Raw genomic sequence first — 13,787 nt, 5'->3', positions numbered from 1 at the left:
TCATGAAGTATCTTTTTGGTATCGGCGTTGAAAAATGCGGTACAAGTTCACTATTCTCAATGCTTGATAGCCATCCGCTGTTCAACACGTCAGTAAATAAAGAGACATTTTTCTTCAGTAAGCACTATCAAGAGGGAATCGAATCTTATCTAAACTTGTTCAAACTCAACCCTCTTCAGTTCCAAGGCTACAGTGTAGATATCACACCTAGTTACTTCCGTAGTCCCGAAACACTTCGCCGCATACAGAGTTTTGAAGCAGAGAAAAAGATTCTGATCATGCTGAGGGACCCGATAAAAAGAGCATACTCGCACTATGTCCATGACGTGGTACATCACATATCTTCAGGCGAAAAAAGCCACAACTTTACTAAAAATATTCCTGTTTCGTTTGAACAACTTATCGATAGAAGACCTGACTATTACTTACCCGCATACTCGTCATTGGTCGAGAATGCCTTCAATGTTTTCGGGCGCCACAACGTTCATATTATCAAGCTAGAAGACTTAATTAGCTGCACCACGAGCACACTACAACAGTTGTGTTTATTTCTCGGCATTAATGAGACTGAGTTAGACAGCGCGAAACTGCTACATTCAAATGAGCGTAAAATCGTTCCTCAGATCATTGCACAATTGAAGTTGCCGAGCGGGCATTACAATATGGTGCAACAAGTCAGCGAAAAAACCGTAAAAACGTATCGCGACGTTACCTTTGAACAAATGAGTTTGGCATTGCAGCAACAGGAAAATTATAGCCTTTCGGTTTCGCCGACTGTAATTGAAAAGATCGTTAAACACTATCAGTCAGACCTCAAGCACCTATTTGATATAAGTGGGATGACATTTGAAATACATGCGCAAGATTACCAATTATCTGCTTCGTTAAGCACCCCAAATTACAGTAGACTTGACGACATTGGGCGAAATACAAAGCCAATATTAGCAAACCCTGTAGAGGCCATTTCTGGCATGAAGCCGACAGTCAAACAAATCACCTCCAAAACCGCAAAACTGGTTGAATTTCTTAAGACACCAGACAAGGCAGGCCGACTCAGACGAAAGCGCAAGCAGAATCTCAGAAACCTGTCTCTGAAAAACGCCAAGGACTATTCCGAACAAGGCCAGTGGCCGAAATCTCCTGAGCTTCAGCCATGGTTTGATCAACCCGATGCAAAGGCCATCATCGAAGATAAGCATCTCAACGGTGACGAAAAAAAACTCCTCGAACAGTGGGTGGATAAAGGGTATGTAATTGCCGATGTGCTGGATGGTGACATCTGTGATCAGCTTAAAGCCGAAATGGAGAATGATATTTGGGGGGGGCAGAAACGCTATCCCAATTTGCAAATTATCGGTGTACGCGGCAAGAACGAGGCAGAGAAGCAAAATCTCTTCCAACCAGATTTGCTGTCTCTGCCAGAAGACCAACGACGATGGATGAAGCTAAATAGTAATTGGCGTATCCATGGGTTGGACGAACATTCCGAAAGATTCGAGCGTGCGGCCGAGAATGGACGCATATTGCATATTGGGTCACTATTGTTTGGCGAAAAAGCGCAGACCGGTTTCACATTAAGCTTTGGCGTCGGCAGTCAGCAAACACTGCATCAGGATTATGCGCAGTTTCATATCTATCCGCGCAATTATTTAATTGGCTGCTGGATCGCTCTCGAAGATATTCACCCTGACAGTGGTCCTCTTGAATTTTATCCTGGCACCCACAAACTGGGGTACTGGTACAAACATGATGCCAACTACCCGCAAACAAATTTGCGCACATCAACCGATGCAGAGAAAGCCGAATACTTTGCCTGGTTAAAAAATGAGTCAGAAAAATTAGCAGACCGGCAGGAACTTATTATCAAAAAAGGCCAAGCATTATTTTGGCATGCTTGCCTGGCACATGGCGGAAGTAAGCGTAAAAATAATACGCTAAGTCGTCATAGTTTAGTGCTGCATCTTGTACCACAGGGGTTTAACGTCGATAAGCGACTGATAGTGAATTTGGATGATCAAAACTGATTGAGCACTGATGAATAGCAAAATGTGTTTCACCTTTGTGCAGTCTTACGTAAACTAGTTGCTAACACAGATTAATCATTCCGACACGGTATACCATTAAACACTCGGTTGTAGATGAGCAACATAGTTCGTTCCGTCACCTGACATGACGACAGACCTAATCAGGCAGCTTTCTGCCTGACGGTGCCAATGTGTATATCGTGCGGGTTAAGTAGTTAACATGCAGGTTCAGTTTTCAAAGATGCATGGTTTGGGAAACGACTTTGTCGTTATCGATAATGTTACCCAAAACGTGTTCTTTAGTAAGGAAAAAATTCAACGTCTGGCCGACAGAAATCGCGGCATTGGCTTTGACCAATTACTGCTGGTTGAGCCACCCTACGATCCTGAGCAAGATTTCCACTATCGCATATTTAATGCCGACGGCAGTGAGGTGTCACAGTGTGGCAATGGTGCACGCTGCTTTGCGCGTTTCGTACATATGAAAGGCTTAATCAATCGCAATAAAATCGTTGTCAGCACCAAAAGCGGTCGCATGGTGATGTATCTTGAAAAGGATGGTCAGGTAACCGTCAATATGGGTAGGCCCCGATTCGAGCCTGATGCCTTACCCATGCGCGCCAATAAAGAAGAAATTACCTACCTTATGCGTGAAAACGAGCACACCCTGATGTTTGGCGCAGTATCAATGGGCAATCCTCACGCCACGCTGACTGTTGAAGATATCAATCAAGCACCCGTTGATAGCGTAGGTCCGCTTTTAGAAAAACATGAACGATTTCCTGAAGGGGTAAATGTTGGCTTTATGCAGGTTCTCAACCCTCGCCATATCAAGCTTCGAGTCTTTGAACGAGGCGCAGGAGAAACACAGGCTTGTGGAAGCGGAGCGTGCGCGGCGGTTGCAATAGGCCAAATTCAAGGTAAATTAGACAATGAAGTGCGCGTCGAGCTGCCAGGAGGTAGCTTGAAAATCCGCTGGCAAGGTAAGGACAGCATTCTAAAAATGACAGGTCCGGCGGAACACGTTTATGATGGACAAATTACGGTATGAGTGACCCATCCAGTCGGCACAAAGTGGCGGTTGAACTAGAACCAGTATTCGAACAACAAGATGAACTGGATGCCAGGCAGGTACATGACTTTCTGCTACGGCATCCTGATTTTTTCGTCCAGAATCCCACCCTGCTGGAAAAACTGTCGATCCCCCATCAACAAAAAGGCAGTGTGTCACTGGTTGAGTTACAAAGCGAACAACTGCGCCGCAAAGTCCGCCTGCTTACCCGTAAGCTGAATCAACTGATCACCATTGCCAAGCGTAACGAACAGATTTATCGAATTTACGCTGACTTAAACATGCGCCTGCTTAAATGCGTCGACCTGGCCGATGTCCAGCATACCCTTGAAGAAGTGATGCAGGAACAGCTGAAAATGTCGGCCGTAGCATTTAGACCTTTCAAAGGCGCACTGGCGTTGCCAGAGTTACAAAGGCGTCTGATACTGGAAAAGCGATTTAAAGAATCAACGTTCTTCTTCGGTAGACTGTCTCAGCATGAACAGCAGGTGCTGTTTGCAGAACATGACAAACAGGCCGTGGTGGGTTCGGTGGCATTAGTGCTGTTGGGTGAATTCGGCGAGCTGGGCATACTGGCGGTGGCCAGCAAAGATCCCAGTCACTTCAATCCTGATATGGATACCCTTCTGATCAAACAGCTACAACAATTTATGAATGTGCTGTTACCAGGCTTAATCGGGTTTTAATTTTGAGTAATGACGCGCTGAACGCATGGATAGCGCGCTACATTGAATACCTGCGGGTAGAGCGAAACCTGGCGGCGAAAACCAGAGAAAGTTATCAGCGACAGCTTGATGCAATCACCTTACAATTAAGCATTTCATCCTGGCAACAGCTTACGGTTGAACATGTTCGCCATATCCTCGCGTCAGCCCGTCGCCAAAGCCTTTCTCCTAGAAGTATCAGTTTACGATTATCGGCATTACGCAGTTTTTGCCAGTATTTAATTCAACATCAGCAATTACAGCACAATCCGGCCAGCAGTGTATCTGCACCCAAGACCGGTAAGCCGTTGCCGAAACAGCTAAACGTCGATGAAACGCAGCAACTGCTTAACTTTGATCCGCAGGATCCTCTGGCGATACGAGACAAGGCGATGCTTGAATTATTATACGGCTGCGGCCTGCGACTGTCTGAGCTTACCGGCTTAAATACGAATGACATTCTCAGCGACCAGCAGCTCAGGGTGCTTGGCAAAGGCAGTAAGCAACGCCTTATCCCGATAGGTCGTAAGGCAATAGAGGCACTTCAACACTGGAGTCAGGTGCGTAACACGCTTCTGAAAGGTGAACAAAACGCGTTATTTATCAGTCAGCACGGCAATCGCCTGTCGAATCGACAGGTGGCAAACCGATTACAACGCTGGACTTCAGAGCAAGCGTTATCTCAACAAGTCAATCCGCATAAACTGCGCCATTCTTACGCTACCCATATGCTCGAATCCAGTGGTGACTTGAGAGCAGTACAGGAACTGCTCGGACACGCCAATCTTAGTACGACGCAAGTCTATACCCATTTAGACTTTCAACATCTTGCCAAGGTGTACGATGGCGCCCACCCCAGAGCGCGTAAAAAAAAGAATTAGGAGGCCTAAATGCGTTTTTATCGCCGGGTAGGCACAGTCAAAGCAATGACGTTCGATTTAGACGACACCTTATATGACAACCTGCCCTATATGTTGGAAGCAGAGGCAAAACTGTTAGCATATTTGCATGAGCACTTTCCGGCCACGGCGCAGACAAGCCTGAAACACTGGCGGTCAGTCAGAGATGCGCTGCTGACGTCTCGCCCTGAACTGAATTCAGATATGGGTGAACTGAGGCGTCTGACACTATTGCATGGACTCACCGCATGTGGCTACGACAACACTGAGGCAGAACATGGTGCACAGCAATGTTTTGATGTGTTCTACCATTACCGAAGTAACTTTACCGTAGATAAGAACATTTGTTCTTTATTGTCTACACTGGCAGAGCGGATCCCGCTGGTTGCCATTACAAATGGCAATGTAGACCTGAGTAAAATAGGAATTGCAGACTTTTTCCATACCAGCTTCCATGCCAACCTGAAACATCCCATGAAGCCTCATCCAATGATGTTTGATTTGAGTGCAGAGCTGTTGAGACTCTCTCCGTCGGATATCCTGCATATAGGTGATAATCTCGAAAAAGACGTATCAGGTGCCATCAATGCGGGTTTTCGAAGTGCATGGTTTGCTTGTAATCGGCCAATGGATTTACATCGTGAACAAGTAAGCGTGCTACCCGACGTTGTGCTCGATGATTTGTCAGAATTACTCCAGTTCGTTTAAGTTGACGGCTTTTGGTCGGCTAATACCTTGTCGACATAATCAAACAATGCCTGCTTATTGATTGGTTTGGCAATAAAACCGTCCATCCCGACAGCTTTACATCTTTCTTTATCCTCGCTAAACGCGTTGGCCGTCAAGGCAATAATGGGAGTATCCAGCTTCAGTGTTTGTCGGATTTTGACCGTCGCCTCCAGTCCATCCATATTCGGCATGTTCATATCCATGAAAATGATATCAAAGTGATAGTGAGTACAGGCAATAACGGCCTTCTCGCCATCACTGGCCAGGGTGACACTGTGGCCTTGCTGCTCAAGCATTGTGCGAACAATCTCAGCATTGATATCATTATCTTCTGCCACCAGAATATGGGCCGTCGGTGCGTCGTCTTCCGGCTCATCCTGCGGCACAGCGTCGGATAATATCGCTTTAAGTGCCAGTAAATCTTTCTCCAGTTCTGGCCTCTGGACGGGCTTCACATGCACCTGCCAAACGTGTCGTTGCAACGAGTCAGGGACATCAAGCTGTTCGGCCATCGCAGTGACAAAAATAACATAAGGGGGGGTACCTTCACAGAACTCCACCAACTGGCGAAGTGCGGTTATACCGTCCATCTCGGGCATCGCTACGTCGAGCAACACAATATCAAAGTGCTGCTTGGACGCGAGAAATTCGATAGGAGAGAGGAAACATGCAGCGTCCATTCCTAGCGATGTCACCACATGAGATAGGTATTCACAGCTGGTTTCTAAATCATCTACCACCGCACATTTAATTTTGGCTGGTACATGCGAAGCACTCGTCATAGTGCGGTCTATTTGAGTAGGAAACGTCAGGGTAAACGCACTGCCCTGCCCAACCACACTGGTCACTTGCACAGATCCCCCCATAGCCTCCGCCAAACCTTGGGTAATAGAGAGTCCCAGTCCGGTTCCGCCGAATCGACGGGTAGTGGACTGGTCAGCCTGTGAGAACTTAGTGAAAATACTGTCCAGCTTGTCCTGCTCAATGCCAATACCGGTATCTTTCACGCTGAAATGTAACCATGGGCGCTTGTCATTTATGAATGTCGCCACCTCCAGAGTTACGCTGCCCGTATCGGTAAACTTCACCGCGTTATTAATCAGATTATGCAGCATCTGCGCGATGCGTGTAGAGTCACCGATAATTTGTGTCGGGAGTTGAGTTTGTTTTGTAAACACAAACTGTAGCCCTTTGGCCCTGCAGTGTACTTCCTGCACCGACACCACATCATCAATGATCTGCATCAACGAGCAGGATCGCTGCTCCAGATTGATTTTGCCCGCCTCAATCTTTGAAAAGTCCAGCAGGTCGTTGATCAGGGTAAGCAGTTGCTTACCGGCATTTTTGGCTTTATTCAGATAGCCTTGCGCCCGGTCAGGATTATCCAGGGCTAGTTCCATCATACCGAACATGCCGTTCATCGGTGTACGTAGCTCATGGCTCATACTCGCCAGAAAGTCGGATTTTGCGCGGTTTGCCAGATTTGCAGCTTGCTCTGCCGCTCGCGCCTCGTCACGAGCCGTCTGAAGCAGCGTAATTTTCTCTTTTATTTGCTGCTCGAGTGGGCGAAATATCAACAGCGCCTCCAAAACCAGCAAACATAGTGTGAACATCCACAGATAAAGCTCTATCTGCTCTACCTGCTCGACTCTCTGATTCGCATCATTCTCAAAGACGCTAACCACTTCATTGAGGTCTCGTAGTAATTCATCTGTCTGCTGAGGTGTATACGAGGGTGGCAAATTTGCTACGTCTGCGGCATTAAGAATTTTTCTATTTTGTTGGATATACGCGAGAGAACGGTCATGCAGCTGCTTCTCTTTGAAATACATGGAGCGCGCTTGCTCTGGGAGATCAACAAGACTGACCAAATAAGAATGATTATTTTCAAATCGTGTTGTCGCCGCATCTAACTGGCTGCGACTGTGACCGCTGTTATCCGCTCTCAGACGCTCAGCGTAGAGCGCAATACGCTGTGAGAGCATGCGCTGCTGACCAGCGACATTAATGATCTCTGCATCACTTTTCTGACTCTCAAAGATAACCTGCATGATCAACGCTGACGTTGATACACTCAGCGCAATCAGGGTCAGCGCCAGAATATATTTGAGACGAATAGACAAAATTTGCTAGCTCTTCATTTTAGCGGCAAGCCCCTGAGTCATATTCGCTCAGAACGTTTTGATCCATCGACTCGCAGGGACGCTGACACTTTGGTCTGCCTACTATCTGAGCCGGTACGCCAACCACGGTCACATGAGCAGGGACATTATCCAGTACCACGCTGCCCGCCCCTACTTTCGAACCGCGGCCAACTTCAATATTGCCCAGTATTTTCGCCCCTGAACCTACCATCACATCCTCACGAATTTTGGGATGACGGTCACCGGACTCATTGCCCGTGCCACCCAGCGTTACGTTCTGTAAGATAGAAACATTGTCTTCTATCACTGTGGTCTCGCCCACAACAATGCCAGTCGCGTGGTCAAACATGACGCCCTGACCAATTTTCGCGGCGGGGTGAATATCCACCCCAAACACTTCTGAATTACGGCTTTGTAAAAATAGCGCCAGCTCATGACGGTCTTTATGCCATAAAAAATGTGCCAGGCGGTGCACCTGAATTGACTGAAAACCTTTGAAATACATCATAATTTGAATGTATGACGTGACAGCAGGATCGCGTTTAAACACCGCCTCTATGTCTGCCACGGCCGCTTCCACGATAGAAGGCTCAAGTAAATACGCTTCATCGAAGACTTCTCGCACAGCCAGCGCGGGCATAACGGCATCAGTCAGCTTATTGGATAAAATAAAACTCAGTGACGCCTCAAAATTATGATGGGTCAATATGCATGCGTGCACATAGCTAGCGAGCAGCGGCTCTTTCTCCACCGTTTGATGTGCCTCTCGTTTGAGCTGCTGCCAAAAATCGTCGGTCGGCGTGTCGTACTTCATTGTGATGTCCGCATGGTTGTCCGTTTTGCTCATTGTAGAGGGTTAAATGGCAATGCGCATAGTTCGGCATAGCAAATGTATAAAAACACAGTATTACTGGTATACTTCGCACCATCATTTATCGACATCATGAGCTGTAATGGACGTTTCCCGACTCCTTGATAACCTGAATGACAAACAACGCGATGCAGTTGCTGCCCCTGCCCAGGACATGCTGGTGCTGGCCGGTGCAGGTAGTGGTAAAACGCGGGTGCTGGTGCATCGCATTGCCTGGCTGATGGAAGTCGAGGGCGTCGCGCCTTACAGCATCCTGGCTGTGACCTTTACCAATAAGGCCGCTCGTGAGATGCGCGGACGCATTGAGCAGTTAATGGGCACTGCGTTGAACAACATGTGGATTGGCACCTTCCACGGATTGGCGCACCGGTTATTACGCCTACATTATCAAGATGCGCGACTGCCAGAGAACTTTCAGATCCTGGATTCTGACGACCAATATCGTCTTATCAGAAGGATCTTAAAATCCCTCAATCTGGATGAAAAACACTGGGCACCGAAGCAAATTCAGTGGTACATCAATGCCAATAAGGATGAAGGGTTACGACCCAAACATATCGAAACCCACAACGATCCGACCCAACAGCGAATGCGTGAAATTTACCAGACATACCAGGACACCTGCGATCGAGCTGGACTGGTAGATTTCGCTGAACTGTTACTAAGAGCACACGAGCTGTGGTTAAACAACCCCGCTTTACTTCAGCATTACCAGAAACGATTTCGCGCGGTGCTGGTGGATGAATTTCAGGATACCAACAATATTCAGTACGCCTGGCTGCGATTACTTGCTAGTGCCGATAATAATATGATGATTGTAGGTGACGATGACCAATCCATTTATGGCTGGCGCGGAGCCAATGTAGAAAATCTTCAGCATTTTTTGCGCGACTTTCCTCAAGCAAAAACCGTTCGGCTGGAGCAAAATTATCGTTCCACCAGCACCATTTTGAATGCTGCCAATGCCGTTATTGACAACAATAGCGACAGACTTGGCAAACAGCTTTGGACAGACGGCGGTGAAGGCGAGAAAATCTCATTATATGCGGCGTTCAATGAGTTAGATGAGGCACGATTTATCGTTGCGCGTATCAGCGACTGGCATAATCAGGGCAATGCGCTGTCTGACGTAGCCATATTATATCGCAACAATGCGCAGTCTCGGGTGCTGGAAGAAGCGCTTCTGCATCAGTCCCTCCCCTATCGCATATATGGCGGCCTGCGCTTTTTCGAACGACAGGAAATCAAAGACGCACTGGGCTATCTGCGGCTGATCAATCAACACCTCGACGATGCCGCTTTTGAGCGCATCATCAATACTCCTAGTCGCGGCATTGGCGACCGAACTCTGGCGCAAATTCGTGACGCGGCGCGCAGCACAGAGCAGTCACTATGGCAGGCGGCGACTATGCTATTAGTGGAAAAGCGTCTGTCAGGCCGCGCCGCAAATGCACTGCAAAGTTTCTTTGACCTGATTCTGCAATTGCAGGAAGACATAGCAGAGTTGCCACTCGAACAGCAGACAGACCATGTGATTAAACATTCCGGCCTGTATGCAATGTATCAGGCAGAGCGCGGCGAGAAGGCCCAGGCTCGACTGGAAAACCTTGAAGAATTGGTCACCGCCTGCAAGCAGTTTCTGGTGCCCGAGGAAGCAGACAATATGACACCTTTGTCAGCGTTTCTGGCTCATGCATCCCTGGAAGCCGGAGACACTCAGGCTGACAGTCATCAGGATGCTGTGCAGCTGATGACCATTCATACTGCTAAAGGACTGGAGTTTCCGTTGGTAATCATGGCCGGTGTTGAAGAAGGTATGTTCCCCAGTCAGCTTAGTCATGATGAACCAGGCAGACTGGAGGAAGAGCGTCGCCTTTGCTACGTGGGTATGACTCGCGCCATGCAAAAGTTATATATCACCTATGCGGAGGCACGCAGACTATATGGTCAGGACAAGTATCACACCGCGTCTCGTTTTATTCGTGAGATACCGACTCAGTGTGTAGAGGAAGTCCGCTTACGCTCAACGGTACAACGCCCGGTTCAGAACCGTTTTCAGTCGGCCACTTCTCATGATGCATTTGAATCAACCGGTTTCTCATTGGGTGAGCGGGTCTCCCATCCGAAATTTGGTGAGGGTACGGTGCTCAACTACGAGGGCAGCGGCGAACATGCACGGGTACAGGTAAATTTTGAGGCTTTCGGCACAAAATGGCTGGTCCTCGCCTATGCTAAGTTAAACAAAGCGTAACCGGATAGATTAGAGGTTTTCGATGCCGCAAAAAGTACTGGTCATTGAGGACAGTGCGACCAGTCAGAAAATGTTGCAGCAGTTGGTTAAAAAGGCCGGCTTCACGCCCATTGGCGCGACTTCACTGGCGCAAGCCAGGCATGTATTTGATGAATCAGTGCCAGAGAACTTTTTATGTGCACTGGTTGATTTCAATTTGCCCGATGCACCCAACGGCGAGGCCATTGATTACGCTATTGAAAGTTACCTACCCACGGTAGTGATCACCGGTCGAACCGACGACGAAACCCGCGAATATGTATTGAGCAAAGCCGTTGTCGACTACATTCCTAAACAGAATGCCCAGGTTTATGATTATCTGAGCCGACTGTTAGCACGCTTACAAAAAAATAAGCAGGTAGGTGTATTGGTAGTGGATAGCAGCCGAACAAGCAGAAATCACGTCCTATCTCTGCTACGTCGCCACAATTTCATTCCCTATGAAGCGGGCAACGCTGAGCAGGCAATAGCCCTTCTTAACCGCCATCGCGAAATAAAATTAGTTATTACCGAGGATAATTTACCTACATTAAGTGGCTCGGAAATGGTGGCGACTATTCGCCAGCAGTTCAGTAAAGAAGAGCTCGGTATTATCGGACTATCTTCTTCACAGCGTTCGGCGTTATCTGCACGCTTTATAAAATCCGGTGCTAATGATTTTCTCAATTTGCCTTATTGCCATGAAGAATTTTTTTGCCGGGTAGTACAAAACGTCGAGTACATTGAAAACATAGAAGCGATAAGGCGTGCGGCGAATTCGGATTACCTGACAGGGCTGCCAAATCGACGTCACTTTTTTAATCGCGTAGAACGTGAACTGCAAGTCAATCCTGCGCACCAATCCCTGGCGTTGATTGATTTGGACTACTTTAAACAGGTTAATGACACGTATGGGCATGACGCAGGCGACAAAGTACTCAAAGCAGTAGCCAAAATACTTGCCAGCATGTTCAGTGACTATCAGGTCGCACGATTTGGCGGAGAGGAATTCTGCGTATTTATGACCGATACGCCGCTATCACAGGCAAAGTCTTTGATGGAGCGCTTCCGTCAGCAGGTCGAAGGCAAGGTGATAAAGCATGCTAAATCAAGCATTTCTTGTACCGTCAGTATTGGCCTGACAGACCACTACAGTAAAACCATCGAGTCGATGCTAACGCGCGCAGATAAACACCTTTACATGGCCAAGCAGCAGGGTAGAAACTGCATTGTCAGTCAGTCCTAATCTGTCTGGGTGACCAGGCGACGATTTTTGCGGTAAGTGTTAAGCGAGTCGATGCTAAATAACACCAGCCCGGTCCATACAAAAGCAAACATTATCAGTCTGGCTGGTTGTAACGGCTCGTTGTATAAAAACACCGCCAGCACAAACATCAAGGTTGGGCCAATGTACTGAAAAAAGCCCAATGTGGAATACCTGATCCGTCTTGCCGCGCCGGTAAAACAGAGCAACGGCACCGTCGTAATGAGCCCTGCCGCGATAAGCGTAAGGTTGATACTGAGTGAGTTGCTGGTCATGTCACTTGCCTCAGAGGCAAACAGTACCCAGTAGCCTATTGCCAGTGGCAACATCATCAGTGTTTCAATCCATAGCCCGGGTAAGGAGTCAACGGCGACCTGCTTACGCAAAAGTCCGTATACACTGAAACTTGATGCCAGTGTCAGCGCTATCCACGGTAGACTGCCGAAGGAAAACACCATTATGCTGACCCCAATCACGGCCATCGCGACCGCGACAGATTGTAGTGGGCTGAGTTTTTCGGACAGGAAAACACGCCCGAGCAGTACGTTCAACAAGGGGTTAATGTAATATCCCAGACTGGCTTCTAAGAGATGGTCATTGTTTATTGCCCAGATGAATAGCAGCCAATTCGCGGCAAGCAACACCCCCGCCACTAGCAAGATGCCGAGCACGCGTTTGCTTCGCAGTGCAACTCGCACTTTATGCATATGTTTCAGACCGAACAGCAATACGGTCAGTACTGCCGCAGACCAGACGACGCGGTGGATCAGTATTTCCATCGCTGGCATATGTTGCAACAATTTAAAATACAGTGGTGCGAAACCCCAAATGGTATAAGCGGCGATCGCAAGTATCACACCAGTTTTGGCACTGCTATCAGACATGATAATAACGCTAGGTGAGCAGGCCGCAGAGTGTGGAGCAAAACCCGACTATGCGCAAGCTTGTGGTTAGAACGACCATTTATATTCAATACCGACAGCAACATTATTTACATCACTGCGGCGATATTGATTGATCCGATATTCCACTATCGCAAACCAGCCGGGACGAAATTCGTAGCCAAGCTGGGCCTCTGCGACGATAGGGTCTGAAGGCAATGAGTCTGGCAAGGGTTCGTCGAAGTTATGATCAATAAAGCCAGCCAGATACAACTTGTCACTGATATAGGGGAAGCGCATCCCAAATGAATGTTCAATCTGCCATGCCGTGCCATCTAACTGGTCAATCTGTATCGCATGGAGATTCAGTGCATAACGCATATGCAGCGTTTCAAAAAAGGATTTTAACCAGGATGTATCATTCAGCCGCCAGCGTATGCCAAATCGATAGCGATCATTGCTGTCACCGGTCCGTAAGTTCGCCTGAAAAGTCAAATCAAGGGGTGCCTGAGGTGCAATTTGCCAGCGCAAATTCTGCTCCGCAAAATACGCTAAGGACGAACGCCCGGTATCATCAGTTTGACGGTCAATGACATTGATAAAGCCAAAGTACGACAACCGATTCGGCAAACTTACCGCTGCATTGACGACAAACACGGCATCACTGTCTACATCGGTGAGATAGGGATAAGCATTTAAGTCAATGAAGCCTGTGTACTGATGTTGCTGTGCGTGACCGGTTGAGCTCCAAAGGACAGCACAGGTAACCATCAACAGTAAAACGCATTTGCTCGATGACATAGAGTAAAGGGTGTGAACGGGGATTGCTTAAGTGTGGTCGCTGATCACTAAACAGTCCAACTTAAAAAATTTTTTTGCCTGAAGATAAAAAATTGGATTTGCTCGAGAAGTAAAAACTGGGCAGATTTC

11 protein-coding genes are annotated in these 13,787 nt (G+C 47.7%); 7 read left to right on the top strand and 4 right to left on the bottom strand.

From position 1 onward, the window contains the following. Positions 1-2: 2 nt before the first annotated feature. The 5 genes from G441_RS19335 (at position 3) to G441_RS0112145 (ending at position 5,407) form a co-directional block, all read left to right on the top strand. Positions 3-2,024: a phytanoyl-CoA dioxygenase family protein gene (locus tag G441_RS19335; protein WP_051275575.1), complete on the top strand. Its 2,022-nt coding sequence runs from the start codon at positions 3-5 to the stop codon at positions 2,022-2,024. Positions 2,025-2,244: 220 nt separating this feature from the next. Further along, on the top strand, positions 2,245-3,075 hold the full coding sequence (gene dapF, locus G441_RS0112160; RefSeq protein WP_026376603.1) for a diaminopimelate epimerase: 831 nt from the start codon (positions 2,245-2,247) through the stop codon (positions 3,073-3,075). Continuing rightward, positions 3,072-3,782, top strand: coding sequence for a DUF484 family protein (locus G441_RS0112155; protein WP_026376602.1), 711 nt, complete (start codon positions 3,072-3,074; stop codon positions 3,780-3,782). The genes dapF and G441_RS0112155 overlap by 4 nt, the downstream gene beginning before the upstream one ends. Before the next feature lie 2 nt (positions 3,783-3,784). Further along, positions 3,785-4,681 (top strand): tyrosine recombinase XerC, encoded by an 897-nt coding sequence (gene xerC, locus G441_RS0112150; RefSeq protein ID WP_156896366.1) that lies wholly within the window; start codon positions 3,785-3,787, stop codon positions 4,679-4,681. Between the two features lie 9 nt (positions 4,682-4,690). After that, the gene (locus G441_RS0112145) at positions 4,691-5,407 is read left to right on the top strand and encodes an HAD-IA family hydrolase (RefSeq protein ID WP_026376600.1); all 717 of its coding nucleotides are present in this window, start codon (positions 4,691-4,693) and stop codon (positions 5,405-5,407) included. On the opposite strand, the gene G441_RS0112140 is transcribed toward G441_RS0112145, so the two are convergent. Together G441_RS0112140 and cysE are read right to left on the bottom strand one after the other, a co-directional pair. After that, a complete protein-coding gene (locus G441_RS0112140; RefSeq protein ID WP_026376599.1) occupies positions 5,404-7,551 on the bottom strand; it encodes a response regulator in 2,148 nt (715 codons plus the stop codon). The genes G441_RS0112145 and G441_RS0112140 overlap by 4 nt on opposite strands. Before the next feature lie 19 nt (positions 7,552-7,570). Beyond that, complete coding sequence (gene cysE / locus G441_RS0112135; protein WP_026376598.1) at positions 7,571-8,386, bottom strand: serine O-acetyltransferase; 816 nt, start codon at positions 8,384-8,386, stop codon at positions 7,571-7,573. 139 nt (positions 8,387-8,525) lie between these two features. Between cysE and uvrD the strand changes: the two genes are divergently transcribed. Both uvrD and G441_RS0112125 read left to right on the top strand, forming a co-directional pair. After that, positions 8,526-10,694, top strand: a complete 2,169-nt coding sequence (gene uvrD / locus G441_RS0112130; RefSeq protein WP_026376597.1) for a DNA helicase II — start codon at positions 8,526-8,528, stop codon at positions 10,692-10,694. 22 nt (positions 10,695-10,716) lie between these two features. Beyond that, complete coding sequence (locus tag G441_RS0112125; RefSeq protein WP_026376596.1) at positions 10,717-11,958, top strand: response regulator; 1,242 nt, start codon at positions 10,717-10,719, stop codon at positions 11,956-11,958. On the opposite strand, the gene rarD is transcribed toward G441_RS0112125, so the two are convergent. Further along, a complete protein-coding gene (gene rarD, locus G441_RS0112120; protein ID WP_026376595.1) occupies positions 11,955-12,860 on the bottom strand; it encodes an EamA family transporter RarD in 906 nt (301 codons plus the stop codon). The genes G441_RS0112125 and rarD overlap by 4 nt on opposite strands. 66 nt (positions 12,861-12,926) lie before the next feature. Further along, positions 12,927-13,631: a hypothetical protein gene (locus G441_RS0112115; RefSeq protein WP_156896365.1), complete on the bottom strand. Its 705-nt coding sequence runs from the start codon at positions 13,629-13,631 to the stop codon at positions 12,927-12,929. Positions 13,632-13,787 lie beyond the last annotated feature (156 nt).

The sequence above is a fragment of the Aestuariibacter salexigens DSM 15300 genome (assembly GCF_000429145.1).
Lineage (GTDB): Bacteria > Pseudomonadota > Gammaproteobacteria > Enterobacterales > Alteromonadaceae > Aestuariibacter > Aestuariibacter salexigens.
This window is presented reverse-complemented; position numbering and strand designations above follow the sequence as displayed.